Source organism: Paenibacillus sp. FSL R7-0128 (genome assembly GCF_038002245.1).
GTDB lineage: Bacteria > Bacillota > Bacilli > Paenibacillales > Paenibacillaceae > Paenibacillus_AQ > Paenibacillus_AQ silagei.
Genome location: NZ_JBBOCD010000001.1, coordinates 4,615,472 through 4,641,443, shown reverse-complemented (window position 1 = coordinate 4,641,443; position 25,972 = coordinate 4,615,472). Strand labels below are relative to the sequence as shown.

Below are 25,972 nucleotides of genomic sequence, written 5' to 3'. Positions count from 1 at the left end.
TCCTCAGTGTACAAGGTGAAAAAGCAGCTCCTGCAGCGAATATGCCGCAGGAGCTGCTTCATTTGGCAGGGTCTTCTAAGGGGGACCTTGGATTAGGGCTGTCAGTGAAGTTCAATCCGCATCGTTCATGTAATGTCTGCTAATCGCACAGGCCAATTCCTGGATCTGCTCCTTCAGCTCCACCGGCTCCAGAATACGAACGGAAGTACCGAAGCTTAACAGATACTTGGGCAGGTACTTGTTCATGGACGGAACATCGAGCAGGAACCGCGCCTCCCGGTCGGTCCGTTCCGTCAAGTAGTGACGCAGATGCCAATTGCTGCACAGCTTGTTTAGCGTATCCGGCTCCCCTTCGATACGGATCACGACTAGAAGGGCGTTTTCCTCATGTTCCGGCTCCAGCTGGCTGCGGAAATAGGCAGATACCGAGAAGGGCTCCGGCTTAGGGAAGCAGGCTTCCGTTAATGCAAGATTGACAATACGGTCCACACGATAGGTCCGTATGGCCTGTGCCCGGTGACAGAATCCAACCATATACCATTCCGAACGGTCGTAAGCCAGACCATACGGATCGACTTCGCGCTCTTCATCCTGTGCAGCATTCTCTTTCCGGTAGGTGAGGTGAATGGTCTGTCCCGCCTTCACAGCCAGCTCCAGCTCCCGCAGCAAAGGGACGACAGACGGCGGACGGGACGGGGCAATGACATCGAGGCCGCTGGTTAGCAGCGACAAGTCATGGCGCTGTTCTTCGTGCAATCCATTCTCCACCTTCTTGAGGGCGCTCTCCAGCTCCTTCGCATAAGGATAACCTGCGCCTACCGCGAATTTATAAGCATCTACCAGTGCCTTCAGCTCTAGCGTGTTGAAGAACAGGGGCGTCTCACTGAAGCTCTCCAGAATATGGACTCCGCCGTCATGTCCAGATTCGGCAACCACCGGGACGCCGCTGGCGCCAAGCGCGTCGATATACCGGTACACGGTACGGACGCTGATTTCCAGACTGTCCGCAATCTGTGCGGCAGTGAGTTTTTTGCCGGACCGCAGCATCCATAGCATAGCCAGCATATTATCCCATTTTGCCAATTGAAGCTCTCTCCCAGGTCCGCTTTTCATCCAACTGATGAATGCGGGCATTTTTTTCTCAGTCTACCATGTAATATTCTGCTGTTCCATCCGCTTTATGCTATGATGTGGAATATGGTATTTTCTGAGAGAGGAGGGGGCACTTTATGATCACTTTTAAAAAAATCATGCAGATTATTGGTCTTAGCGTTCTGGTCACGGGTGTTGCTCATTCCCCGGCCCCGGCTGCCGCAGCTTCCGGTTCCACCCAATCCGCCCAATTACCCGCGATTCATATCTATCTGAATAACTCGCCGATCACTACCTCCGCAGGGGGAGCCACACTGATGAATGGTACCGTGATGCTCTCACTGGACAAGCTATATGTCAGCGGGGCTACAATTAGTTATGATGAACATACGAGGATGATCACCATTAACAACCTGTTCACGACAGGCAGCATGAAGATCGGTAGCCGGATTGCCACTGTGAACGGGAAGCAGATCACTTATTCCGCTGCCTTCCAGCAAGTGAATATGCAGCTATACATACCTTTGCGGTTCGTTAATGATGCCATTGGCGGCACAATGGACTGGAATGCCAATAAACGTGAAGCGTTCATCAGCTATCCTCTACAAGGAATTCGGAATTGATCCGTTGGATATCGGTTAGGCGGGGTTTGCTGGAGGCGTAAAGGGGAAAATATAGAAGAAGGATACATGAACAAGCTCCTGTGTGCATCGCAGGGGTTTGTTTTTGTATGTGTTCAATCTCTTATTGATATTTAATTTTAATAAAATAATAATTATGTTGAAATAATATTTCAGTAATGGTATTCTGCATTTAGAGAGCGATTTCATAAACGGAAAAGGATGATGGAAATCATGTTAGAGCATTTGACAACGGAGACCCGCAATAAGAAGACCATGAACCTGGATGAGTTAACACCGCTTGAGCTTCTGGAAGTGATGAATGAAGAAGATCACAAGGTCGCACAAGCTGTGAAACAAGTCATTCCGCAGATTGCCGAAGCTGTGGAAGTGATTACAATGGCGATCAGACAAGGTGGACGCTTAATTTATATGGGGGCTGGAACAAGCGGACGTATCGGCCTGCTGGATGCTGTTGAATGTCCGCCAACCTTTGGAACAGCACCTGAGGAGGTCATCGGGCTAATTGCCGGGGGAGAGAGAGCATTTATCAAAGCCGTCGAAGGTGCGGAGGACAATGAACAATTAGGGGTGCAGGATCTACAAGATATTAAGCTGACAGCCTCAGATGTTGTCGTCGGCATTGCCGCCAGTGGACGCACACCCTATGTGATCGGCGGATTAGAATATGCGAATTCTATTGGAACACCCACTGTAGCTGTGAGCTGCAACAAAGATTCAGCGATTGGCAGAATTGCCGGGATTGCGATTGAAGTCGTAAACGGACCTGAAGTGTTAACCGGGTCAACACGTTTGAAGGCGGGGAGTTCGCAGAAATTAATCTGCAATATGCTTTCCACCGCTTCGATGATTCGTACGGGCAAAGTATATGGAAATTTAATGGTGGATGTACAGCTGACCAATGAAAAGCTTGTAGAACGTGCCAAACGGATTGTGATGGATGCGACTGAGTGTGACGCTGAAACGGCAGAGCGTGTTCTGAAGCAGGCAGATCAGAAGCCGAAGATTGCCATTGTGATGATCCTTGCGGGGCTAACTATGGAAGAAGCTGTGCAGCGGCTGGAAGAATCACAAGGCTTCGTCCGTCAGGCGATTCAATAATACGATAAGAAGAAGGGGGCTACAACATGAGTAAATATCATGATTTAGCGGTCAACATATTAGGGGCCATCGGCGGCCGTGCAAATGTATCCGAGTACACCCATTGCATGACTCGTCTTCGTGTAACCGTTGTGGACCGCAGCCGGATCGCTGAAGCGGACTTGAAGCAAATCGACGGGGTTCTGGGAGTAGTAGATGATGAAACCTATCAAGTCATTCTCGGACCGGGAATTGTTACCAAAGTCGCTGAAGAATTCGGTAAAGTGTTGGAAGCAAGCAGTCCTGAGGGCGATCCGTCAACTTCGGCTGAACAATTACAGGCCAAAGGCGCACAAATGAAAGCGCAGCTAAAAAAGAAGAATGATACGCCGTTCAAAAACTTTTTGCGGAAGATCGGAAATATATTCATCCCGCTTATCCCTGCATTCGTGGGAGCCGGATTAATTGCCGGTATTGGCTCCATTCTGACGAACAATATGACAGCGGGTAATTTAGACACAGCAACCTGGCAGCAATATGTGACGATCTTAAATGTCATCAAAAATGCGATTTTCAGTTACCTGGTGATTTATGTCGGTATTAACGCTGCCAAAGAATTCGGAGCTACGCCTGCTCTCGGGGGAGTAATCGGCGGGGTAACACTGTTAACAGGGGTTACAGCGGACCTGACCATTACTAATATATTTACGGGTACACCTCTGACACCGGGTCAAGGCGGGGTTATTGGCGTTCTCATCGCTGTATGGATTCTGTCCATCGTGGAGAGATATTTGCGTAAAGTGATTCCTGATGCGGTTGATATTATCGTTACACCTACAATTGCCTTGCTGGCCGTAGGACTGATTACAATCTTTTTCATCATGCCGTTCGCCGGATTCATCTCCAGTAATCTAATCGGAGCGATTAACTGGACGTTAGAAGTGGGAGGAGCATTCTCAGGCTTTGTATTAGGAACAGCGTTCCTGCCGCTTGTGATGTTAGGGCTGCATCAGGTATTGACGCCGATTCACATTGAGATGATCAATGATTCAGGGATGACGCTACTGCTTCCGATGCTGGCTATGGCTGGGGCAGGTCAGGTTGGAGCTTCCATCGCCTTATGGATTCGCTGCAAGAAGAATAAATCATTGACGAACATGATTAAAGGCGCTCTTCCGGTCGGTATTCTGGGAATCGGCGAGCCATTGATTTACGGGGTTACTTTACCGCTGGGCCGGCCGTTTGTTACAGCTTGTATTGGCGGCGGGATTGGTGGTGCAGTCATCGGTTTATTCGGTAACGTAGGAGCCATTGCTATTGGTCCTTCCGGAGTTGCGTTAATTCCCTTGATTGCGGGTGGATTATGGCTGAAATACGTAATAGGCTTAATTGCAGCTTACGCTGGCGGATTTATCGCGACTTATCTCTTCGGTACACCCAAAGAGGCTATGGCAGAACAGGATTAAGCGACCCTGAGATATTGAGGTGATTCCAGTGCTCGGAATTTCAATTTTTGCGGCGGACCGCACGTTAGAAGACAACGTGAAGTATATGGAACACATGAAGGCTGCAGGCTGTACCGAAATATTCACCTCTCTTCATATGCCGGAAGATGAGTTCGGAGCATTGAAGGAGAAGCTGCTGGAGATCGCAAAGGCTGCCCGGCGGTTAGGAATGGACCTGATGGCGGATATTTCCGGAAAAGCATTGGAGAAATTTTCATTTCCCTTTCTGTTGGATGCTGGTGTTACAGGTTTGCGGATGGATTTTGGATTTAGCGCCGATGAAATTGCAGCCTGCTCACAACAACTGAAAATTGCCTTAAATGCCAGCACCTTAACCCCAGAGTTCTTGGCTGACTTAAAAGAGCATCATATTTGTCTTGAGAACATTGAAGCCTGGCATAATTATTATCCCCGCCCGGAGACAGGTCTGGATAAAGAATCGTTCATAGCGAAGAACAGGTGGCTGCAAGCCGAAGGGATTACGACGATGGCCTTTATTCCGGGAGACGGGCTGAAGAGAAAACCGTTATTTCAAAGTCTGCCTACCTTAGAGAAGCACCGGAATCATTCTTCTTTTCTGGCATACCTGGAATTAGAGCAAGATTGTGCCGTGGACAAAATTTTCGTTGGCGATTTAACCCTCTCAGAAGGGTCTCAGATTCAATTTCAGCGGTATGAGGAAGGGGTTATTCCTTTGCGGGTAACCCAAGAATTACCTTATGCCTTATGGGATAAGGTCCACCGGAACCGCTTGGACGCTGCCCGTGATGTGATTCGCTCTGAGAGTGCACGGACAGATCGGGAACGTTATGGAATGACCCGAAGTATTGCGCCTATGCATACGAACGAGCGGCCCAGAGGAACGATTACCGTAGATAATTATTTGTATGGCCGTTATGAGCATGAGCTACAGATCACACTAAGAGATCTGCCGGCACATGAAGCGGTTAATGTGATTGGTCATGTGATAGAAGAGGACCTTCCTCTATTAGACTACGTCAGACAAGGCGGAAGACGCTTTAGTTTCACAGCTGCTACTTAATGATTACTCCCCTCTATTTTGTTACAATAAGGAGAATAGACTGAGGAGAGGAGTTTAGAACTTGGCAGCAGGAAGCATGATTTCTCAAATTGAACTGGTCTTAAATGAACTGCCGGAATCCGAAAAAAAAGTAGCGGAGTACATTCTTGCCAATGCTAAAGAAGTGATGCATATGAGCATACATGAGTTAGCGGCTAAAGCGGAGGCGAGCAGTGCGGCGGTTGTCCGTTTTTGCCGGTCGCTGGGCATCGAGGGCTTCCCCGCGCTCAAAATCCGCTTATCCGCTGAAGTAGAGAACACGAGTTATGTCGGCTACTTTGATGTTGAATCTAATGAGACGGTGCATTCTATCATTGATAAAATGTTGTCCAATACCATATTGACCTTTCAGAATACGGCCAGTCAACTGGACGCGCATTCGATTGAGCAGGCCGTGAGCCTGTTACAGCAGGCAGAGGTTATTTATGTGTATGGGATAGGGGCGTCTTTCATTATTGCAGAGGATGCGGCACAGAAATGGCTGCGGCTCGGCAAAAATGTATATGCTATTTCTGACCGTCATTTATTGGCGGCAGCTATGGCTACGAAATCAGAGAATGCTGTCTTCTGGGGGATTTCGTATAGCGGGGAAACGGGCGAGGTCATTCAATTAACCAAACGGGCCAAGGAGCATGGGATCAGAACAATCAGCCTTACCCGACCTGGAAATAACAAGCTTTCCCAGCTGGCGGATGTTTCTTTATTTACATCACGTGCCCCGGAAGCCACACTTCGCAGTGCGGCAACCAGCTCAAGATTCGCCCAATTATTTGTGCTTGATATTGTCTTTAGCGTATATGCTTCTGCCCAGCATGATTTGACTGTGGCGCAGCTGGCGAAGACAAGGCAGATGATTGAAGTTTTGAATGACTAATGTTGAACCTCTGCATAAAAAGGGGCTGTCCTAAAAGCCATGCAATGGCTGCTTGGGACAGCTTTTTATTTTGGGGCACCCGCCCATAGGATGCTCCCAGATTCTTTACTTTCTCAAAGAATTCATACAATCGTCTGGCCTCTGAATCCTGACTCCAGATATTGCAAGGTATCCATCGCCTTCTCCAGTCCCGGCTCATTCATCTTCAGCACCTCCCAGTGTGATGTATCGGCACCCTTCAGGAAATGATATTGCTCATTCCTCAAGCCGGAGATTGTCGATCAGGAACCGGCGCAGGCTGCTGATGAATGTATGGGTGGCATGGCTGATGTAGCGGTCGGCCCGGTAGATCAGTCTGAGGTTGCGGCAGGGGGCAGTATTCAGGATCGGAATGGAGCAAAGTCCGCTGTTCTCCATGCCCTCAAGCAGTCCGCGCGGTTGTATGGTGCCGCCAATCCCGGCCTTGACCAGCTGAAGCAGCGAGGTGGCTGATCCGGTCTCCATTATCGGCTCCAGTCCGAAGCCAGCTTCCCGGCAGGTATTCTCCACCAGCTCTCTGCCGATGTAGGTGCGCGGATACATCACAAGCTGGATGTGCTGAAGCGAGGACAGCTCAATGTGGCTCATCGCGGCATAAGGATGATCTTCGCGGACAATCAGATGATAAGGCTCCCAGCCCAGGTCCACTTGAGTCAGCATGGAATCACGCGGACCCGGAAGGCAGATGCCGATGTCCAGCTTGTTCTCCAGCACCTCCTGTTGAATAAGCGTTGAAGCGAAGACCTGGAGCCGGATATTCGGAAAATCGGCATGGAATTTAACCAGCATCGGGGTTAGACGGTAGTCCAGGTCAGAGGGCAGCACCCCAAGCCGGATCATGCCGCGGTTGTCGGAGCGCAGCTCATTAATCGCTGCCTTGGCATTCTGCTCATTCTGAATCATCCGGGCTGCGTAGTCCTTTAGGAGGGACCCCGCTTCGGTAAGAGCGATTTTTTTGCCGATCCGGTCGAACAGGGGCATGCCTATTTCACCTTCCAGTACTTTAATCTGTTGGCTTAGTGTCGGTTGGCTGATACCCAGTCCCTCAGCGGCGCGTGTGAAATGCAGTTCTTCGCAGACGGCCATGAAATAGTGCAGGTGGCGGGTTTCCATGAAATTCACTTCTTTCAGCATAAGATCATAGTAAATTACTATTATAATAATATAAACAATAGTATTGATCAATATATGACATCGCCGTATACTCAGGCTAAATACAAAATACTGATATGGAGTGATGGAAATGCCTTTCTTACTATTATTCGTTGCCTTGCTGGCAGCCTCATTAAATATGCGTCCGGTAATCACTTCGGTCTCACCGCTGCTGGGTAACATTCAGAGTGATCTGGGGATGAACAGCCTGCAGGCCAGTCTGATGACAACACTGCCTGTCCTGTGTATGGGGATATTTGCACCCCTTGCCGTGAGCATCAGCCGGCGCTTCGGTCTGGAGCGCACGATCTTCGGAGCTATGGTGCTGATCGGGGCGGCGACAGCCGCACGCGGGTTCTTGTCTTCATCCGCCGGTCTCATTCTGACGGCGCTGGCAGCAGGCGTAGGGATCGGAATTGCCGGACCGCTGCTGTCCGGCTTCATTAAGCGTTATTTTCCCGGCCGCTCGGCTATGGTCAGTGTGTATTCCGCCTCAATGGTGATGGGTGCTTCACTCGCAGCCGGGCTGGCTGTTCCGGTCTATACCTGGCTGGACAATTCCTGGCAGCTGTCCCTGGCACTATGGGCATTCTTGTCGCTCGCCGCTCTCCCTGTCTGGTGGAGGATTGCCGCGCGGTCCAAGCCGCTGAAGGAGCAGAGTGTACATGCCCGGCTGCCCTTGGCTAACGGCAGAGCCTGGCTGCTGACCCTATTCTTCGGTCTTATGGCGAGCATCTTCTATTCGCTGACGGCCTGGCTGGCGCCGGTGGCAGCATCCATGGGGTATAGCAAGCATGAAGCGGGCAATCTGCTCACACTTTTCACCTTGATACAGATTCCGGTAAGCATCCTTGTGCCGATCCTTGTTGCCAGATTCCAGCGGCGCACGTTATGGCTAGTGCTGTGCAGTCTGTTCGAGCTAAGCGGACTGCTGCTCCTTCTGGGCTCAGCCTCACCGCTGCTGAGCGCAGTGCTGCTCGGCATTGGCGCTGGCGGATTATTCCCGCTGGCTCTAATGCTGCCGCTCTTAATGACGGAACGGGCGGAAGAGGCCAGCTCCTGGTCGTCGCTTAATCAGGGGGGCGGGTATTTTCTCGGAGCTTTGGGACCGCTCGCGGTTGGACGTATCTACGATGCCTCGGGTTCATTCCAGCCCGCGCTGATCGGCATGGCTGTGATCACTGTACTTATGATCGCGGTACAACTGATGATAGGCAGAAGCTCCCGCGAGGGCAACGCTCTAAGGAAGAGTACGGCTTCGAGCTGAATGCCGACGGCCTGAAGTTCCAGAATGCCAAGTAACCCTTGAAGGGATGGCTGTGGCGTTAAAGAGAAGATAATGACACGTTAGCGCGCTCCTTGAGATATGCCCTGGAGTGCGTTATTTGTTATAATGGGTACGGGTGACCAGAGTACAAGCCAGGTGAAGAGGAGGACATGAATATGAATATGAATATGAATGTGGATGTGGATGTAGATAGGGTGGAAGAGCCGGCCGTTCAGCTTATCGGCATGCTGGGCCAGCCGTATGACCCCAAGAGGGTCCAAGCCGTGCTTAAGCCCTATGGCGTTAAGCGAATGCCTGCGCCGAAGAGCTATTTCAACGACACCATGATCCCGTGCGCAAAAGCATCTCTGAGGATGGATCTCTACCGTATCCCCAAAATCAATGAGCTGACCGGACTGCAGTATACGAATCCCGCTGAATGGATCATCGGCGCCATCCACTTCCTTCCCCCTGGTTCGGGCGTCGAACTACCTTATCCTGTTATTTTACCTGAAGGCATTACGATGAACTCTTCGCCTGAGGAAGCGATTGCCGTCTATGGTCCTGCGCAGCTGGACGAAGAATGTGAATGGCCCGGATTTTCCGGCCGCATTATCGCCTGGCGGGGCGAGGGAATAAACATCGCATTAGAATACGAGTATAGCAGAGAAGGTAGAGTGCTACGAACCTATATCGCCTGCCTAATCGGCTGCATCGGCGCTTGGCGGAGCGATAACCCGGAGGTTTTTGCACCATGAGCAGGGGAGGGCTGATTCTGGTAGGACAAGCTTTCGTTAGAATCGCGGAGAGCTGCCGGAGAGCTGCCCTCCCTGCAACCGACACACTAGAGAACATAGCAGTTGGATAAAGAGCACTTGTTTCGGCCGAACCGCTCCCTTTTCAAGAAGCAGTTGGAAAAAAGGCACCTAGTTCCATGTATTCTATGAAATCGGCTGGATTTGCACAAATTAAGTGTTGTTAATCCAACTGCTACCCCCAAGTACGCCATGGACGCTCGATTAGTTGTACTTTTTCCACTAGATTCCCTCCCCATTCTCTCACCGCACGATGAACTTAACCTTCCATTCCTCCTGCAATTCATCCCGTTGAGCATACTTGCTAATTTGTATTTACAAATTATGGAATACATGCTATCTTTGCTATGAAAGCGCAACCATGATCTGATAGGTTAACCAAGGTTTTACCATTTTGTTCATGGGGAGGAAGGAAGAAAATGAAGAAATGGCTCAAAAGAACAGGAACCATGCTGCTCGCTTGTACACTGCTGCTTGGAGGCTTGACGGCACCGCCGCGTACCGCCCACGCTGACCCCGCACTGATCACCATCGAAAGCGAGAATGCCCAGCTCACCCCGGATTTGCAAGTGACGACCCAGATTTACGGAACGCCGAAGCCCGGCTATTCGGGAAGCGGTTTTGTCTGGATGCAGAACTCCGGTATGCTAACCTACACCGTAACTGTCCCGGCAACCGGCATGTATACGATCTCGACCCGGTATATGCAGGAGCTGAGCCCGGATGGCAGACAGCAGGCATTAATCGTTAACGGTGCTGCGAAGGGTTCGTATATGCTGCCCTACACCACTACATGGAAGGATTTCAACTTTGGCTATCACAAGCTGAATCAAGGCAGCAATACCATTCAGGTCAAAGCAGGCTGGGGATTCGCTTATTTCGACGCCTTAACGGTGGATCATGCGAACCTGGACCCCCTGATTGTGCAGCCCGTTCTCTCTGACGCTCAGGCAACGCCCGAAACGCAGCTCCTGATGAATTATTTGACGGAGGTGTACGGGAAGCACATGCTCTCGGGCCAGCAGGAGATCTACGGCGGAGGGAATGACGGCAACTCCGAGCTGGAATTCGACTGGATTCACAACCTGACCGGCAAATATCCGGCAGTCCGCGGGTTCGACCTCATGAACTATAATCCGCTGTATGGCTGGGAGGACGGCACTACCGCCCGCATGATCGACTGGGTGAATAACAAGGGCGGGATTGCGACCAATAGCTGGCATCTTACCGTTCCCCGTAACTTCACCGCCTATCAGCTTGGGGAGTTTGTCGATTGGAAGGAAGCCACCTACAAGCCGACCGAGACCAATTTCAATACTGCTAATGCTGTGATTCCAGGGACCAAAGAGTACCAATACTTGCAACTGGCCATTCAGGATCTGGCAGAGCAACTGCAGATTCTACAGGACAACAATGTTCCCGTAATCTTCCGTCCTTACCATGAGGCAGAAGGCAACGGCGGGTTGAACGGGGAAGGCGCGTGGTTCTGGTGGGCTTCGGCAGGTGCAGAGGTGTACAAGCAGCTCTGGGATCAGCTCTATACCGAGCTTACGGAGACCTACGGCCTGCACAATCTGATCTGGACCTATAACAGTTATGTGTACAGCACTTCTCCGGCCTGGTATCCAGGGGATGATCAGGTGGATATTGTCGGCTACGATAAATACAACACCATCTACAACCGCTATGACGGACTGTCCGGCGTGCCGAATGAGGACGCGATTAGCTCGACCTTTTATCAGCTGGTGGATCTGACTGGCGGCAAGAAGATGGTAGCCATGACCGAGAACGACACTGTTCCCAGCGTGCAGAATCTTATCGATGAAAAAGCAGGCTGGCTCTACTTCCTGCCATGGTATGGAGAGCATCTGATGAGTACGGCGTTCAATTATCCGGCTACGCTGACCACTCTGTACCAGAGTGATTATGTCATTACGCTCGACGAGCTGCCGGATCTGAAGGGAAATAACCCTCATCCGAGCGCCACCATTACACCATCCATGATCGAATTTGACAAAGCCCCGGCGCATCAGACCAACCAGACCATCACTATGAATCTGAACGGCAACACGTTAACGGCTCTTCGATCCGGCACCACCGTGTTGACCGAGAACCAGGACTATACTATAACCGGGAATACATTGCTGCTCACTAAGGCGTTCCTGGCAACGCTGCCGGTTGGCGAGCATTCGATCGTCCTGGATTTCAATCAGGGACAAGATCCCGTGTTAAAAGTAAAAGTCATCGATACAACGCCAGGTGCTTCCATCTCACCAAACCATGCGGTGTTTGACCGGGCGGCGAATCTTGCACAGGATATTTCTGTAGCGCTTACCTTACAGGGGCATCAGCTGACAAGCCTGAAGAGAGGCAGTTACAGCCTTGTCTCCGGCCAGGATTACACGGCCACTGACACTGCGGTTGTTCTGAAAAAAGCTTATCTCTCCACGCTGCCGCTCGGTCAGCATGCGATCACTTTTCATTTTAGCGGCGGAGCAGAGGTTGTGCTTACTGTGAACGTAGAGGATAGCAGCGTTCCGCTCCCTTCAGGCGACTTGACCATCCAGGCCTACAACGGCAGCACCGGTGCTTCGACCAATGGAATCGCACCCAAGTTCAAAGTAATCAACACCGGGAATGCACCGGTCCAGCTCAGCGATGTGAAGCTCCGGTATTACTACACGATTGACGGCGAGCAGCAGCAGAGCTTCTGGACCGACTGGGCCAGCATCGGAAATGCGAACGTCACCGGGACCTTCGTGAAGCTGGATACCCCGGCCGCGGGTGCCGATTATGCTCTGGAGATTGGCTTCACCAGTGCCGCCGGAGCCCTGAACCCCGGCCAGAGTGCCGAGATCCAGACCCGCTTCGCTAAGGTAAACTGGTCCAACTACAATCAGGCCAACGACTATTCCTTCCGCGCCGCCGGTACCCAGTTCACCGATCATGAGCAGGTTACGGGATATGTGAACGGGCAGCTGGTGTGGGGGATGGAGCCTTAAACGCCCTCAACCGTAGTTGTTGACCCATTCTCCGCTAAGTAATAAAATTATGTATTTAGCGGGGAATTCATTATACCGGAGGTGTTCTTTTGATAAGAAGGTATAGGTCAACAATAATACTGCTGGCGTTAAATGTACTTTGTATTTTTGCGGTCGATATTTCGACTATTAAGTATAGACTTGGGAAAGGGACATCAGGTAACGGGAATCCCGGAATAGTAGTTTTGATTTTTAGCCTGATATTGCTTGCGATTTTCCTCGTAAACTTAGGTTTGAAATCTGTTGAATCTCTAAGAAAGCAGCCACAGGCAATCACGGGGATAGTCATTCCAGCTCTTGCAATAGTCACTTTAGGGGTTACTATTTTTGGCGAACTAAACAAAATCAGTGCCTTAAAACAAAACTTAAACGGTTTCACAAATGATAAGGATTCCATAGTTTTTCGTTTCGGCTGGATTAATCAATATACAAATACTCTGTTTTATAATGGATACATTTTGATGTTCGGGATTTCCATAGCGATGCTTCTGTCTTGCCTGATCGTTAGAATGCAATCCAAGCCACTTCATCGTCAATGAATAAACTTGTAACCGTTTTCGTGTGACGCAATTACTATAAGAGGAGGTACTAATATGTTAACCAAAATCAAAAAATGCGGAGTCTACAGCCTAGCATTAGTATTACTAGCTTCCACCTTGCTCGGCAGCACGGGTTCCCGCGCATCTGCGGCAGAGGCGTCAGCTGCGCTGACCTCGGACTTCAGATCATTGCAAGCTTCGCAGATCGTCAGCGAGATGGGGGCCGGATGGAATCTGGGCAACTCGCTTGAAGCTTCGGTGAACGGGATCCCCAGTGAGACCGCCTGGAATAACCCGACCATTACGCCGCAGTTGATCCAGAAGGTCAAGGCAGCCGGGTTCAAAACGATCCGTATCCCGGTCTCCTACCTGAATTATATCGGGAGCGCCCCCGGCTATACGATCAACTCGGCATGGCTGGACCGCGTTAAGGCAGTCGTGGATTACGCCTACAATGAAGGCTTGTATGTCGTCATTAATATTCACGGGGACGGCTTCAATTCCGTTCAGGGCAGCTGGCTCCTGGTGAACAGCGGCAACCAGACCGCCATTAAGCAGAAGTACCAGAAGGTCTGGCAGCAGATCGCGAATAAGTTCGCTGGTTATGGGGAGCGGCTTATTTTGGAGTCGATGAACGAGGTGTTTGACGGCAACTACAACAATCCGAATCTGGCGTACTACGCCAACCTGAACGCCTACAATCAGATCTTTGTGGATACGGTCAGACAGACAGGCGGCAACAATAGTGCCAGATGGCTGCTGATTCCGGGCTGGAATACGAACATCGACTATACGGCGGGTAATTACGGCTTCGCACTCCCAACCGACACCTACAGATCCTCTACCATCCCAGCTTCTGAGCGAAGAATCATGATTTCCGCCCACTACTATTCCCCTTGGGATTTTGCCGGTGAAGAATCGGGGAATATCACGCAGTGGGGAGCGTCAGCGACGAACCCTGCCAAGAAATCCACCTGGGGACAGGAGGATTACCTGAACTCGCAGCTCCAATCCATGTACAACAAATTCACGACCCAAGGCTACCCGGTGGTGATCGGAGAATTCGGTTCCATTGACAAATCATCCTACGATTCAAGCAATAATATCTACCGCGCCGCCTATGCCAAAGCCGTAACCGCAACCGCCAAAAAGTACAAGGCTGTGCCCGTCTATTGGGACAATGGCTATAACGGCCAGCACGGCTTCGCCCTGTTCAACCGTTATAACAATACTGTCACCCAGCAAGGCATTATCAATGCCATTATGCAGGGGATGCAATAAAGAGGATTCCGCCGGTATACAAGCAAGAAGCGCTTGGGATCATCCCAAGCGCTTCTTGCTTTGGTGCCGCTGCTGTGTACGGCTTAGTGCCATACTGTCGTGCGCTCAACCGCCAGACGGGTGGAAGGGTGACCGGCGGCCGCAGCTTTGCCAATGGAGATTAACATGACCGGCACATAACGCTGTGCATCAAGTCCGAAGGCAGCGGCAATTTGGTTTTTATCGTATCCGCCTATGGGATTGGTGTCGTAGCCGTGCGCACGGGCAACCAGCATGAACTGCATGGACACCAGACCGGCGTCAATTAAGACGGTATCGCGTTTTTGTTCCAAGGACAAGTTTTGCAGGAGGGGCAAGTAGGCAGACATGAACTGCTCTTTCACCTCTTGTGGCATATAGCCTGAGGCAACCGTGTCGCTGAAGATTTCGTCCATAAACTCGGGGAAATTGAGGTCACCGAATACGGCTACTACAGCGGAGGAAGTCTCCACCTGGTTGCTGTTGGAGCTGGCCAGCGGGAGCAATTTGGCTTTCGCTTCAGGACTTTCAATCACGGCAAAACGCCAAGGCTGTAAGTTGACAGAGGAGGGGGCCAGTGAAGCTTCTTCCAGCATTTGCGTCATTTCCTCACGGCTAATTTTGAAGGAGGAATCATAAAGCTTGACCGACCGGCGGCTTTTAACCACTTCCATGAAATCTTGTACTTTTTGTATACTGCTCATATTAGACAGCTCCTTTGAGAGATTAGAGATTCTGGGCATTACGGTACATCCGCTCCAGCATATCTGCCAGCGCTTGGCGCTCTGCGGTAGCGAAGCCGGCAAACAGTCCTTCCACGACTTCTGAATTAGCCTGCAAAAAATGATTAACATGCTGCCGGCCATTCTCATTGAGACTTACGAGGGTAATGCGGTTATCGTCCGGACAGTTGCGCCGGCTGACAAATGCCAATAGTTCAAGCTGCTTGAGATGACGGGTCACAGCGGCGCCGTCAATGCCAAGGGATTTCTGCAGGGCGCTCTGACTTACTTCTTCATGGACAAGCAGCTCCTGCATCAGTCGGAAGCGGGAGGCGCTAAGGCCGGTACAGCCGGAAAAAGCGCTGCTGATCCGGGTATTCAATAATTGCATTTTTTGTAGGATACACTTCTTCTCATCGGTCCCCGTGATCATCTATTCCCTCCCCTCAACTTATTAATTGACATATCAATCATTGATACATCAAATAATATAAGGGATGGGCTGCAAAAAAGCAAGCGTTGGATTACTGTAGTTTTGTGCGGTATTGCGCCCAGGCGTCTGGATGAACCCTCAGCGGCTACCCGGCAGATGCTGACCTATGATTGTCGTGACCAGCAACTTGCGGAAGACCGTCTTTTACATAGATAATATGAGTAGGCTGTTGAGTACTTAGATACATCTGTTGTCCGTGCAGAAATAAGAAACTGGAAGATAAGGAGAGAAGCTATACTATGAATCGTGCTACTATGACCCCGCCACCAGGCAAAAAAGAATTCTAACCTAAAGACGCTGTACTGGTTTTCCTCGCCTTCGCGCTAATCAGCGCAGCCGTTATCTCTGCCCTTGTCGTATACGATGTCCTGACCCTTCAGGACCTGTTATCCTTTGAAAATCCGCTGCAATTGGCAATATACGTTGTCCTTCCAACAATCAGCCTGCTGTTGTTCGGAATTATCCTAACCCTGCTTACGCCCGCCAGCTACATTGACGAAACCAATAAGAGCTATCAGAACTACTCGCTGCCAGCGATTTTGGCCTTCACGTTCGCTGGAGCCTTATTCGAGGAGCTGCTATTCCGGGGAATTATACAAAATGTACTTACTCTCTACCTTCCCAACCCCTGGATCGCTATCGCAATCACCACGGTGCTGTTTGTGGGAATGCATGTCCAGTACTATACTAAGCCGCTGATGCTGCTGAACATCACCATCCCAAGTCTGGTCTTCGGGTGGGTGCATGTGCAGACGCATAATCTGCTGGTCCCGCTGCTTGTGCATTTTGTGATGAATCTGGGGATTACGCTGTTGTTCAAATATAAGGTGATTCAGATGAGAACTCCATTATGTAACGGAAAATGAGGTGAACCTGTGAATCCCCTATCTGTCCGAACAGAGATCGAAGAACTAATCAAGACGCTGAAGCTGGACCGGTGCGGATTATTTGAAGTCGGCAAAGACAAGTGGATACGCATTTTGAGAGAGATTGAAGAACGGTTTCTGGTGAAGACCCATCATACGCAGGGATTACACTGGGGCTGGAACCGGCTGCAGGAACCCCGGCATAGCGCCAGCTTCGCAGACAAAGACTATGGCAAACTAAGAGACATCATCCAAGATGAATACATCTGGTTCATTGCGGAGGACTGTTATGATAAGCTGTGGCTGTATGAGGGGAAGAGGGCGACGGTTCTCCAGGTGATCCCTGAATTATGCCACCTCAATGAATATTACCTGATCTCCAAAAAGTTTCAATGGCTCCTCTGCGAAGATCACCATGACATGCTGCACCTGAGCGGCCAGCCGATCATTGACCGATGGATGAGATAGGAAAGAAGCTGTCCCAAAAGTGACAGCTCCTTTTATACATTTGCTGACGCGCAGGCCTGAGGCCTGAATGTATGTGGAAAACAGCATACAATGGGCTCGCTGAAGGCGCGTGGGGCGAATGTATGTGGAAAACAGCATACAATGGACTCGCTGAAGGCGCGTGGGGCGAATGTATGTGGAAAACAGCATACAATAGGTTCGCTGAAGGCGTGTGGGGGGAATGTATGTGGAAAACAGCATACAATAGGTTCGCTGAAGGCGCGTGGGCCAAATGTATGTGGAAAACAGCATACAATAGGTTCGCTGAAGGCGCGTGGGCCAAATGTATGTGGAAAACAGCATACATTTGCACACACGTAGGCCTGAGGCCCGAATCGGAGCGTCCCCCTCCCCCAAGTGCTCACGCCGAATCTACTCCAGCATAAAGAGCTATCCCAAGCAGCCGTTTCATGGCTTCTGGGACAGCTTTTTTCTTCATGCAGATTACACATTCCCATTCCACCAGTCATGGCATTTATCCAAGATTTTTCGATATGATGATTTTCCCCCGTTTGGTGGGCTCTTCACTTTTGCGATACGCCTGAAGAAGGCCTTGGGCAGTGAAGGGATAGGCCTCATGGATATAGATTTTCAATTTATTCTCTTGCATCTGGCGGACAATGGATTCAAAATCAGTACGGTTAGCTCTTGCCTGGAAGAAATAGGCGTTAATGCCGCGGACCTTCGGGTATTCATTGAGCGCGAATGCCACCACTGAAATATAGGTCCCGCCATCCTTGATGACCGAGTAGTTCTTCCTTCCGATGTCTCCCGGTAACCCGGTACCGAAGGTGGCGCGGTCCATAGCGGCATCCAATACGAAATCAACAGGCTCTGTAATTTGGGTGGCGAAGTCGGTTTTCGTATAATCGATCACCTCGTCAGCACCGAGTCCTTTGACGAAATCATGATTATAGTCCCTCGCAGTTGCGATAACATATGCTCCATGCTGCTTAGCCAACTGGACTGCTACATGTCCGACTCCTCCGGCACCAGCTTGAATAAGGATGCGTTGCCCCGGTTGAAGCCGGCCATGTTCAAACAACGCTTGCCAGGCCGGCAGGGCAACGGCAGGCGCGGCGCCAGCCTCTTCGAAGGAGAGACTCTCAGGAATAACGGCCAGTAGATCCTCCTCCATCGCAACATAGTCCATGTAGGAACCTCGCGGAATCATGCCCATGACACGATCCCCCGGCTTGAAATGCCGGACTTTCCCGCCAACCTCTTTAACAATGCCGGCTACTTCATTACCAAGAACAAGCGGCAATTGAAATTGATCCGAAAATTTATCAGCCACCGGACTCTCAAGAATTGCACCGCTGCGAAACAGAACATCGGCGGGATTGATGGATGAGGCGCGCATTTCGACGAGAACCTGTGTGTCGGTGATTACTGGAACGGGTACTTCCAGTTCTTCTAGCGCTTCGGGAATTCCAAAGCTTGTCAAAGCAATAGCTTTCATGATGATCCTCCTCATAAATTAAACAATAAGTATTATTCACAGATTGTTTAAGCAACATCTGTTTGATAAGATGATAATATTGCGTGCTTGAGAGTTCAACCGCCAGAGTTAGAGGAACGTTGCATAGGCAACACATTGCGAACATTGATGTTTAACAAGGAGAATAGGAATGGTAAATCAGGAAGACCCGAGGGTATTGCGCACACGACAGTTAATTCGAACAGCGTTCAGAGATTTGTTGCAGAGAAAAGGATTTGATGCAATCACCATCAAGGACATCGCTCAGGAGGCAACCATTAACCGCGCCACCTTTTATGCCCATTTTGAAGATAAATATGCTTTGCTGGACGAAGTCACAGAACAGGCTTTTCATGAGAGGATTCCAGAGCAAGTGGTGAATGCACAGGAGTTTACGAACGATATATGTGACCAGCTGATCATAATGACGCACCAATACATCATAGATTTTTACCGGATCTGCAGAATAGATTCCAATCCGATGGCTAAGCTGGTCGATGACAAAATCAAGAAAATGCTGCAGCAAACCATAGAAAGTATTTTTATGAAGGGGGATACCTGCCAGGGGGCAGACATTCATCATATAAAGATCATGGCGGCCATGACAGGTTCAGCCATCTATGGCGCTGCACATTATTGGTTAAATGCCGGGGAGAGTAATCGGCCCGATGTGCTCGTAGACGTTGCTCGACCCTATGTAATGCACGGTTTGGGGCTGGAAACCCATGAACGACATTAGACACGCACAAGCTCTAATAACCTGGCATCGGGCTACAGCTTCAATCTGTGGGAGGCAAGGACGTTGCCGCCGTTCACATTCTATAACACTATTTTCATATACTTTACTCATACTTGTTCCACAGAATTCCCGCAGGTCGCCTTTGCAAACTTCCGCAGCCACATACGTATAACCACGAAGGCGGGGCTCATGAAGAGTCCCGCTTTTGATCTATACATCTAACTAACTCTGACCTCCGTCAGCGGCGTGTCCAAAAATGGCTTCTGACAAATGGTTGTTCTCTATGAACTGCAAGATAAGCTTCGAACTGGTGGCAAAGGACCGGGGTTCACCGAGGATCGTGGAGGAGATTATGCCGACTATTTTGTCGCTCGAATCTATGACAGCACTGCCGCTATTTCCGGGCCAGGTCTGCACATTGAATTCCATGGAGTGCGTGTGTACATCGGGTGTTGATGCATTTTTCGACTTCCGGATAACGGCCACATCATCGGCGGTGAATGTTCCGTAGAGCGGTGTCCAGGTGTACCTCTTGGTATTTCGAGTGTCTGAATTTCCTATTGGCTTAGTAGGGTGTCCGATGACCGTCACCTTCTCATTGGGCGCCGGCACAAGATTGAACTCCTTGAAATAGCTGTCTTGATAGGTTTTTGGGATTTTGTTAGCGTCAATCTTCAGCAGGGAGAGGTCTTCCTTCACATCTGTAGCTACTAGTGAGCCAAGCAGATACCCGTCCGATTTTTGCGCATAAAAAGTAATTTGGAAGCGTAATTTCTTCCCATTATAGCTGGCGGGGGCCACGTGATTATTAGTGACAATGTATCCGCCAGGTAACATGAAGCCTGCACCAATGCCAATCTTTGTCTTGGTCCCTTGACCGGACAGTACATACTTTTCTATCATCACGACACGTGTCAGATTTTTGTAATTACGATACTCTTTCTCTTGCTGCTCCTTGGATAATGCCGGGTTACTGGTGTAAGGCCGGACCTTGATACCGGATTTGGTGACCGTCGTGGATGTAATGGACACTTTGCTGACAGCAGAAGCTGCGGCGATATGGATGCCCAGTGTTAGAACCGCAACAGCCAGTAAGCATGAGAGGAATCTGCTAACCCATCGAGTCATAATCACTCCTCCTTTAGTTTTATACTATTGAAGAGTGAGACATGTTGTGACGGTCAGTCTGCGGATATGTAAGAACAGAGCTCCACATCTTTTTCGAAGAAGAGGAAGACGGGGCTTATGACGAGTCCTGTCTTTTATCTACCTATATAACCCTGTATGATAGAGCTAGATTAAGGACGGTAGAGGGGATTAAGTGATGGCGAAAATTGTAGTCGTAGACGACGATCTGTTCATTTTACAGCTGCTCTCGGAATATTTGCGCAAGGAAGGGTACGAGGTGACTTCGTTCTCGAATGGCCGCACGCTGGTTGAGCATGTCCGTACAGAGTACCCGGATTGCCTGATTCTCGACATTATGATGCCCGGCATTGACGGTCTGGCACTGCTCACCGAACTGCGCACCTTCACCGAGCTTCCTATTATTATGATCTCTGCACGGGGCGAGGAGAGTGACCGGATTCAGGGGCTGGAGCTGGGCTGCAGTGACTTTCTGAGTAAGCCGTTCAATCCGCGTGAGCTGGTGGGCCGGGTGAAGTCGATGCTGCGTCTGCTAGAGCGGGTAATGCCGCTGCGAAGGAGACCTCCCAGGTGGTAACGGCGAAGGAAGTCTGTAAGTCCGGGAATGTGGAGATTGACGCGGATTACCGGACAGTGAAGGTGAATACAGAGGAAGTGAGTTTGACCTCACGGGAATTCGATCTGCTGCTCTTCCTGGCCTCTCACCTGGAACGGCCCTTCGGGCGTGAGCATCTGATCCAGCAGGTGTGGGAATATGATTTTTTCGGGGATGTCCGGGTGGTAGATGATGTGGTCAAAAGAATCCGCAAAAAGCTCGCCGAGCACCACTCCACGCTCCTGATTGATACGGTGTGGGGCTTCGGATACCGGGCATCCGTGCGGAAGGTGTAGCCATGCGGACCATTCGCGGTAAAATGCTGTTCTCGCTCTGCATTGCCATGCTGGTCACTGTTGCGATCACGGTGATGCTATTCGTGCGTCTGATCGACGACATTCTGATGAATCAGGTGAAGGCTGAGCTGCACGGACAGGTGGGGAAGGCGCAGAAGCTGCTCAGCGATGGTGACCTCAACAATCTGAGCAGCACGCAGTTCAAGTATGTCGTCAAGGGACTGATGATGAACGCAGACTATATGATTCTGGATGCGGATCAGAAGATTATTGATGCCAGCGATGAGAAGGAGGAAGGGAAGCAGCTGCACTACACGCCTACAGGGAAAAATGGCATTGCCCTCCTGCATGGCAGGAAGGTCCTATATGCGCAAGAAAAGCTGAGGGGGCTGTCCGATGAAATCTTCATCTATTCGCCGCTGTCCTCGCTTCGAGCCTTATACGGCTCACTGATGCGGACCACTTTGCTGTCCATAGGAGCCAGCTTTGTGGTGATTCTTGCGATCGGGCTGTTCGCCGTGTCGCGGGTGGTGCGGCCGCTGAACCGGTTGAAGGAAGCCGTTGGGCGATATGAGCCTTCCTATGCACAGGGCAATCCTTTTCCGCAGGGGGACCGGACGGAGATCGGGGAGCTGATGACCACCTTCCAGTCCATGTCGGGGCGCATCCAGCAGCATCAGCGGAACCAGATTGAATTCCTCCAGAATATCTCCCATGAGCTCAAAACCCCCCTGATGTCCATCCACGGCTTCGTGTTCGCCATTCAGGATCAGGTGGTTACGCAGGAGGAGGGGCTTGAGGTCATTACTAACCAATCGCAGCGTTTGATTGATATGGTGGACAAGCTGCTCCAGCTCTCCCGGCTGGAAGCCGTTGATGAGCATTGGCCCGCCGCCACCGTTGACCTGCGGACCATGGCCGAAGAAGCCGCCATGCTGCTCATGCCCGAGGCCAACCGGCGGGGCCTGAAGCTCATCGTGGAAGGCGAGAGCCTGCAAGCTACGATTCCCGGCGAGCAGCTATTCCGTATCCTGGTCAATCTGTTACAGAATGCGGTTAGACATACCACGGATCAAGTGGTCATCCGGGTGGACCCGGAGGCTCCGGGAGCGGCGTGGGCGATCCATATTGAAGATAACGGTCCGGGGCTGGCCGAGGAGGAGCGGGAAGCGGTCTTCGAGCGTTTCTATACCGGAGCGAACGGAGTAACAGGTCTCGGGCTAGCTATCTGCCGCCAGATTGCGGCACGATTGAACGGAGAGCTGACCTATTCCCGCTCGGAGCTGGGCGGGGCTCGGTTTAGTTTTAGGAAGAAGGTTGGGGAATGAGGTGTTACAGACAGACGCATTAAAAGTAACAGCAGCAGAACAAGACTAAATAAGTCTTAGACTGCTGCTGTTGTCATTCAGCTGACCTCATACCGAATTAGACTGTTCTCGCCTATTCTACTACAGCTTTAACATACATGTTTTTCTCATATTCAATCGCAACAGCTTGTTTGGTATCGACTCCTTGAATTGACCAAATTTGAGTACCCTTCGGGTAATAGTTTGAAAAGTTATCAGTATCTTCTTTAATTTGGGCTTCATCTGTAGAATAGTTTAGAATTTCTCCAATAACTTTGTTGATATTGATTTTTTCATCAGTTGTAACCTTATACTTTTGATTGTCCCATATTACTAAAGGGTAGGGGAAGGAAGACTCAACATTTACATCTACATTGGCAGGATTGTTTTTTAAATCTCCAGCATTATTAGCATTGGAGCATGCCGTAAGGATTATTAAAAACAAGATTATTACTTTCTTCATTGATCATCACCTCTCTTTCATGACGTAACTTCTGGGGAAAATGTTTCCTTAATCAAAAATACTTTCTGAAGTCACTCAGAAAGTATTATTTACAAGATTATTTTATAACTCTTTATTAGATTTTATATTTCTAAATTGTCCTAATTCATAAATAAAAATACCATCATCTTCATTAAGCGGTATGAATGTATTTTCATTTATTTTACGTAAAAATAAAATGGCCTCCTGATTATCCTTTAAGTGAGTTGAAGACTCAGAAAAAACAGTTACTTGACCATCTGTGCCTCCCATCTGAGAGATTGTGATGATTTGCCCAGGACTATCATCTCCTTTTAGAGTATCAATAATTTCTATATTGACTTTGGTAGAGTAATTGAGGTAATCACCCTTAGTAAAGTCACTTTTTGCTTCTCCAATCACTTTTCCTTTAACTACTAGATCAGCAGCTTTTGTTAAAGCTTCTTTATCTTCATAATACACTGCCCACGAAGGATGGATATAAACTCCATCCTCTAAAGAATCATATCTAGTATCTTCAAGTTCTGATTCAGCCTCTTCAGAAGAAATAGCAAGAGCAGGATAAAGTCCATTCACAAAATCTATATCCGATGACGAAGGTGAAAGTGCTCTGGCTAAACTACCATCACTATTAAAAGTATATGGATGCATAATTGAACTGCTTTCTACAACTGATGTATGTGTTAAGCCCAGAGAATGTCCCACTTCATGGCCTGTCACTCCAGCTAATATACTGTTTGTAAACATGCTACTTGATGTATAGTAGGTATTTAAATTTAATATAGCGCTTTGAAGTATACCATTATTTACAGCCTTAGAAGTCAACCCATCCCAAGTTACAGAAGAATTAAATACGTTGACGGCATAATAAGTTGAACTGACACCTACAGAAGTTGATACTTTAAAATTTGTGTTGTTATACCATTTTGCAGCACCTGTAGCCCAAGGAGAGTTTATGCTATTACTATTAATATATAATGTGTTAAATCTACTGGGCCATTTCCCATTAGTTCCCGGAACTGCGTTCACATTACTTACTAAGAATGAAGTACTTATGAACAAAGTAATTATACCAACCAGAAAGTTTCTTTTCATTTTTATCCTCCTCAAATTAGTAAATGTGAATATATTAAATGAAGGACCACCTCCTCTTTCGATATATTTTTTTTGGTTTTTACATAATAATCATAACTCACCAAAAAAATAAAAGGTTATTTTCGACAAAAATTGTCAATAAAAAACAATTAAGAATACTAGTACCTTGACCAAGGAAACGCGGGATTTTTTCTTTGACAGTCTGGACTTTAGTACGTGCGAAAGGGAAGCTTGTTTTACGGAACCGTTAGCGGGATGACGTCATTTTCAGGTTTGCGAAAGATGGACAAAAGTCGATGGGGCACTTCAAATTCAGGAATTACTGGACGTTCACTATCCAGACACGAAGAGGGGCTTGAGGCGATAGCCATCCAGTCAAGCGCTTAATCGATATGGTAGACAAGCTGCTCCAGCTCTCCCGGCTGGAAGCCGTTGATGAGCATTGGCCCGCCGCCACCGTTGACCTGCGGACCATGGCCGAAGAAGCCGCCATGCTGCTCATGCCCGAGGCCAACCGGCGGGGCCTGAAGCTCATCGTGGAAGGCGAGAGCCTGCAAGCTACGATTCCCGGCGAGCAGCTATTCCGTATCCTGGTCAATCTGTTACAGAATGCGGTTAGACATACCACGGATCAAGTGGTCATCCGGGTGGACCCGGAGGCTCCGGGAGCGGCGTGGGCGATCCATATTGAAGATAACGGTCCGGGGCTGGCCGAGGAGGAGCGGGAAGCGGTCTTCGAGCGTTTCTATACCGGAGCGAACGGAGTAACAGGTCTCGGGCTAGCTATCTGCCGCCAGATTGCGGCACGATTGAACGGAGAGCTGACCTATTCCCGCTCGGAGCTGGGCGGGGCTCGGTTTAGTTTTAGGAAGAAGGTTGGGGAATGAGGTGCTATGTGTGTAGACGCGGGGCGGTAGTTTAACCCAAAACAAGTCATCAAAAGGAACAGCAGCAGAATAAGACTGGATAAGTCTTAGACTGCTGCTGTTTTCGTTCAACTTGCGTTTTTTGTTTTTCATCGGCATTCTTCATACCAATGGTCTTCAAGATTTTGAATAGTATCCTGTAAAAGATTTGAAAAGGTTGGAGCTATAAAATAAACAAAATCAGAGAAAAATTTCTTAGTGTCTTCTAATATCATCAAAGGAAAACAATGTAAATGGAATAACACCATATTCCACCTTAGAATACTAACCTTCCGGCATTTTCCAACCTGTTTCCTCATCCCAAACAGCATCCGTATCATCTAGATGCACATGCCAATCCCCACTAGAAATACTTCTTCTAATATCCGTCAAACAGGCCAACCAATAATACAGCGCATTCAATGTATCTTCAAAATTGTCTGAAAGGGGTAGCTTTGTCGAACCTGCAAAGATCACCGTTGGTTCATCCTGATCATAGTCATAAACATAAAATGTTTCTCCAATATCCTTCATTTCAAAACCCGCATTGTATTTATCAATGATGGCCCTGATCTCCTGCTCCTCACTGCCCGTAAGGTTATGATTTCTCGTACAAGTGTAATAGACAGAAACTCCCATGTTTTATTCTCCCCTTTTGTGCTGGTTAGTGATAACAATACATACCCACATTTGCACAGTCTAATCCTTTATTTTCATTCTATTATAGCACTTGCTCGTTTGGAGCTAAATGAACAAGTCGTTTGAGCTTTTCAGCAAAGTATTCTCGCCGGGTTCCAGTTATACTAAAAGGATAAGTGTTGAAACGTAAGCGCAGACTGGCATAACCGAAAGGATGATTAAGAAATGGAAACTAGA

General features: G+C 49.2%; 24 protein-coding genes and 2 pseudogenes. 16 read left to right on the top strand and 10 right to left on the bottom strand.

Going from position 1 to position 25,972, the window contains the following annotated elements; genetic code table 11:
• Positions 1-111 precede the first annotated feature (111 nt).
• Positions 112-1,083 carry a helix-turn-helix transcriptional regulator gene (locus tag NST26_RS19550; RefSeq protein WP_340951968.1) on the bottom strand — a complete coding sequence of 324 codons (972 nt, stop codon included), beginning with the start codon at positions 1,081-1,083 and terminating at the stop codon, positions 112-114.
• Between the two features lie 146 nt (positions 1,084-1,229).
• Here NST26_RS19550 and NST26_RS19545 point away from each other — a divergent pair, with 146 nt between their 5' ends.
• The 5 genes from NST26_RS19545 to NST26_RS19525 all read left to right on the top strand — a co-directional run bounded on the left by NST26_RS19545 (position 1,230) and on the right by NST26_RS19525 (position 6,273).
• Positions 1,230-1,715 carry a copper amine oxidase N-terminal domain-containing protein gene (locus tag NST26_RS19545; RefSeq protein ID WP_340951971.1) on the top strand — a complete coding sequence of 162 codons (486 nt, stop codon included), beginning with the start codon at positions 1,230-1,232 and terminating at the stop codon, positions 1,713-1,715.
• A 231-nt stretch (positions 1,716-1,946) separates the two neighbouring features.
• Positions 1,947-2,834, top strand: a complete 888-nt coding sequence (murQ, locus tag NST26_RS19540; RefSeq protein WP_340951973.1) for an N-acetylmuramic acid 6-phosphate etherase — start codon at positions 1,947-1,949, stop codon at positions 2,832-2,834.
• A gap of 26 nt (positions 2,835-2,860) precedes the next feature.
• The gene (locus NST26_RS19535) at positions 2,861-4,279 is read left to right on the top strand and encodes a PTS transporter subunit EIIC (RefSeq protein ID WP_339249161.1); all 1,419 of its coding nucleotides are present in this window, start codon (positions 2,861-2,863) and stop codon (positions 4,277-4,279) included.
• Between the two features lie 28 nt (positions 4,280-4,307).
• A complete protein-coding gene (locus NST26_RS19530) occupies positions 4,308-5,360 on the top strand; it encodes a DUF871 domain-containing protein (protein ID WP_340951976.1) in 1,053 nt (350 codons plus the stop codon).
• 61 nt (positions 5,361-5,421) lie between these two features.
• A complete protein-coding gene (locus NST26_RS19525; protein WP_340951979.1) occupies positions 5,422-6,273 on the top strand; it encodes a MurR/RpiR family transcriptional regulator in 852 nt (283 codons plus the stop codon).
• Positions 6,274-6,382: 109 nt separating this feature from the next.
• Here the strand turns inward: NST26_RS19525 and NST26_RS19520 are convergent.
• Together NST26_RS19520 and NST26_RS19515 are read right to left on the bottom strand one after the other, a co-directional pair.
• A pseudogene (locus tag NST26_RS19520) lies at positions 6,383-6,518 on the bottom strand (Rpn family recombination-promoting nuclease/putative transposase); the annotation flags it as partial.
• 10 nt (positions 6,519-6,528) lie between these two features.
• Positions 6,529-7,425, bottom strand: a complete 897-nt coding sequence (locus NST26_RS19515; RefSeq protein WP_340951985.1) for a LysR family transcriptional regulator — start codon at positions 7,423-7,425, stop codon at positions 6,529-6,531.
• A 130-nt stretch (positions 7,426-7,555) separates the two neighbouring features.
• Here NST26_RS19515 and NST26_RS19510 point away from each other — a divergent pair, with 130 nt between their 5' ends.
• The 5 genes from NST26_RS19510 (at position 7,556) to NST26_RS19490 (ending at position 14,407) form a co-directional block, all read left to right on the top strand.
• The gene (locus NST26_RS19510) at positions 7,556-8,731 is read left to right on the top strand and encodes an MFS transporter (protein ID WP_340951987.1); all 1,176 of its coding nucleotides are present in this window, start codon (positions 7,556-7,558) and stop codon (positions 8,729-8,731) included.
• A gap of 176 nt (positions 8,732-8,907) precedes the next feature.
• On the top strand, positions 8,908-9,489 hold the full coding sequence (locus NST26_RS19505) for a hypothetical protein (RefSeq protein WP_340951990.1): 582 nt from the start codon (positions 8,908-8,910) through the stop codon (positions 9,487-9,489).
• A 476-nt stretch (positions 9,490-9,965) separates the two neighbouring features.
• Positions 9,966-12,548, top strand: coding sequence for a glycosyl hydrolase (locus NST26_RS19500; protein WP_340951993.1), 2,583 nt, complete (start codon positions 9,966-9,968; stop codon positions 12,546-12,548).
• An 89-nt stretch (positions 12,549-12,637) separates the two neighbouring features.
• The gene (locus NST26_RS19495; protein ID WP_340951996.1) at positions 12,638-13,126 is read left to right on the top strand and encodes a hypothetical protein; all 489 of its coding nucleotides are present in this window, start codon (positions 12,638-12,640) and stop codon (positions 13,124-13,126) included.
• 54 nt (positions 13,127-13,180) lie between these two features.
• Positions 13,181-14,407, top strand: a complete 1,227-nt coding sequence (locus tag NST26_RS19490) for a glycoside hydrolase family 5 protein (protein WP_340951999.1) — start codon at positions 13,181-13,183, stop codon at positions 14,405-14,407.
• Between the two features lie 83 nt (positions 14,408-14,490).
• Here NST26_RS19490 and NST26_RS19485 read toward each other — a convergent pair whose 3' ends face one another.
• The gene (locus NST26_RS19485) at positions 14,491-15,129 is read right to left on the bottom strand and encodes a nitroreductase family protein (protein WP_340952002.1); all 639 of its coding nucleotides are present in this window, start codon (positions 15,127-15,129) and stop codon (positions 14,491-14,493) included.
• Between the two features lie 22 nt (positions 15,130-15,151).
• A complete protein-coding gene (locus NST26_RS19480; RefSeq protein ID WP_036733420.1) occupies positions 15,152-15,580 on the bottom strand; it encodes a MarR family winged helix-turn-helix transcriptional regulator in 429 nt (142 codons plus the stop codon).
• Between the two features lie 470 nt (positions 15,581-16,050).
• On the opposite strand from NST26_RS19480, the gene NST26_RS19475 reads away from it, so the two are divergent.
• Together NST26_RS19475 and NST26_RS19470 are read left to right on the top strand one after the other, a co-directional pair.
• Complete coding sequence (locus tag NST26_RS19475) at positions 16,051-16,506, top strand: CPBP family intramembrane glutamic endopeptidase (RefSeq protein WP_340952006.1); 456 nt, start codon at positions 16,051-16,053, stop codon at positions 16,504-16,506.
• 9 nt (positions 16,507-16,515) lie between these two features.
• On the top strand, positions 16,516-16,974 hold the full coding sequence (locus NST26_RS19470) for a DUF6756 family protein (RefSeq protein ID WP_340952009.1): 459 nt from the start codon (positions 16,516-16,518) through the stop codon (positions 16,972-16,974).
• 514 nt (positions 16,975-17,488) lie between these two features.
• On the opposite strand, the gene NST26_RS19465 is transcribed toward NST26_RS19470, so the two are convergent.
• Entirely contained in the window at positions 17,489-18,475 is a 987-nt protein-coding gene (locus tag NST26_RS19465; protein ID WP_340952011.1) for an NADP-dependent oxidoreductase, read from the bottom strand.
• Between the two features lie 169 nt (positions 18,476-18,644).
• Between NST26_RS19465 and NST26_RS19460 the strand changes: the two genes are divergently transcribed.
• The gene (locus NST26_RS19460; protein ID WP_340952013.1) at positions 18,645-19,232 is read left to right on the top strand and encodes a TetR/AcrR family transcriptional regulator; all 588 of its coding nucleotides are present in this window, start codon (positions 18,645-18,647) and stop codon (positions 19,230-19,232) included.
• Between the two features lie 222 nt (positions 19,233-19,454).
• Here NST26_RS19460 and NST26_RS19455 read toward each other — a convergent pair whose 3' ends face one another.
• Positions 19,455-20,360 carry a serine protease gene (locus NST26_RS19455; protein WP_340952016.1) on the bottom strand — a complete coding sequence of 302 codons (906 nt, stop codon included), beginning with the start codon at positions 20,358-20,360 and terminating at the stop codon, positions 19,455-19,457.
• Positions 20,361-20,556: 196 nt separating this feature from the next.
• On the opposite strand from NST26_RS19455, the pseudogene NST26_RS19450 reads away from it, so the two are divergent.
• Together NST26_RS19450 and NST26_RS19445 are read left to right on the top strand one after the other, a co-directional pair.
• Positions 20,557-21,269, top strand: a pseudogene (locus tag NST26_RS19450) (response regulator transcription factor).
• A gap of 2 nt (positions 21,270-21,271) precedes the next feature.
• Positions 21,272-22,597, top strand: coding sequence for a sensor histidine kinase (locus NST26_RS19445; protein WP_340952020.1), 1,326 nt, complete (start codon positions 21,272-21,274; stop codon positions 22,595-22,597).
• A 112-nt stretch (positions 22,598-22,709) separates the two neighbouring features.
• On the opposite strand, the gene NST26_RS19440 is transcribed toward NST26_RS19445, so the two are convergent.
• On the bottom strand, positions 22,710-23,078 hold the full coding sequence (locus NST26_RS19440; RefSeq protein WP_036728370.1) for a hypothetical protein: 369 nt from the start codon (positions 23,076-23,078) through the stop codon (positions 22,710-22,712).
• A 102-nt stretch (positions 23,079-23,180) separates the two neighbouring features.
• Positions 23,181-24,191 carry a matrixin family metalloprotease gene (locus NST26_RS19435; protein WP_155991607.1) on the bottom strand — a complete coding sequence of 337 codons (1,011 nt, stop codon included), beginning with the start codon at positions 24,189-24,191 and terminating at the stop codon, positions 23,181-23,183.
• A 392-nt stretch (positions 24,192-24,583) separates the two neighbouring features.
• Here NST26_RS19435 and NST26_RS19430 point away from each other — a divergent pair, with 392 nt between their 5' ends.
• Entirely contained in the window at positions 24,584-25,078 is a 495-nt protein-coding gene (locus NST26_RS19430; RefSeq protein ID WP_340979666.1) for a sensor histidine kinase, read from the top strand.
• A gap of 303 nt (positions 25,079-25,381) precedes the next feature.
• Here the strand turns inward: NST26_RS19430 and NST26_RS19425 are convergent, their stop codons facing one another.
• A complete protein-coding gene (locus NST26_RS19425) occupies positions 25,382-25,735 on the bottom strand; it encodes a hypothetical protein (protein WP_036733435.1) in 354 nt (117 codons plus the stop codon).
• Between the last annotated feature and the right edge of the window lie 237 nt (positions 25,736-25,972).

Bases quoted from the DNA above. Each gene is read 5' to 3' on its own strand.
- NST26_RS19545 (WP_340951971.1), top strand. From the start codon at position 1,230: ATGATCACTTTTAAAAAAATCATGCAGATTATTGGTCTTAGCGTTCTG.
- murQ (WP_340951973.1), top strand. From the start codon at position 1,947: ATGTTAGAGCATTTGACAACGGAGACCCGCAATAAGAAGACCATGAAC.
- NST26_RS19535 (WP_339249161.1), top strand. From the start codon at position 2,861: ATGAGTAAATATCATGATTTAGCGGTCAACATATTAGGGGCCATCGGC.
- NST26_RS19515 (WP_340951985.1), bottom strand. From the start codon at position 7,425: ATGGAAACCCGCCACCTGCACTATTTCATGGCCGTCTGCGAAGAACTG.
- NST26_RS19510 (WP_340951987.1), top strand. From the start codon at position 7,556: ATGCCTTTCTTACTATTATTCGTTGCCTTGCTGGCAGCCTCATTAAAT.
- NST26_RS19505 (WP_340951990.1), top strand. From the start codon at position 8,908: ATGAATATGAATATGAATGTGGATGTGGATGTAGATAGGGTGGAAGAG.
- NST26_RS19500 (WP_340951993.1), top strand. From the start codon at position 9,966: ATGAAGAAATGGCTCAAAAGAACAGGAACCATGCTGCTCGCTTGTACA.
- NST26_RS19490 (WP_340951999.1), top strand. From the start codon at position 13,181: ATGTTAACCAAAATCAAAAAATGCGGAGTCTACAGCCTAGCATTAGTA.
- NST26_RS19485 (WP_340952002.1), bottom strand. From the start codon at position 15,129: ATGAGCAGTATACAAAAAGTACAAGATTTCATGGAAGTGGTTAAAAGC.
- NST26_RS19480 (WP_036733420.1), bottom strand. From the start codon at position 15,580: ATGATCACGGGGACCGATGAGAAGAAGTGTATCCTACAAAAAATGCAA.
- NST26_RS19465 (WP_340952011.1), bottom strand. From the start codon at position 18,475: ATGAAAGCTATTGCTTTGACAAGCTTTGGAATTCCCGAAGCGCTAGAA.
- NST26_RS19460 (WP_340952013.1), top strand. From the start codon at position 18,645: ATGGTAAATCAGGAAGACCCGAGGGTATTGCGCACACGACAGTTAATT.
- NST26_RS19455 (WP_340952016.1), bottom strand. From the start codon at position 20,360: ATGACTCGATGGGTTAGCAGATTCCTCTCATGCTTACTGGCTGTTGCG.
- NST26_RS19445 (WP_340952020.1), top strand. From the start codon at position 21,272: ATGCGGACCATTCGCGGTAAAATGCTGTTCTCGCTCTGCATTGCCATG.
- NST26_RS19440 (WP_036728370.1), bottom strand. From the start codon at position 23,078: ATGAAGAAAGTAATAATCTTGTTTTTAATAATCCTTACGGCATGCTCC.
- NST26_RS19435 (WP_155991607.1), bottom strand. From the start codon at position 24,191: ATGAAAAGAAACTTTCTGGTTGGTATAATTACTTTGTTCATAAGTACT.
- NST26_RS19430 (WP_340979666.1), top strand. From the start codon at position 24,584: ATGGTAGACAAGCTGCTCCAGCTCTCCCGGCTGGAAGCCGTTGATGAG.
- NST26_RS19425 (WP_036733435.1), bottom strand. From the start codon at position 25,735: ATGGGAGTTTCTGTCTATTACACTTGTACGAGAAATCATAACCTTACG.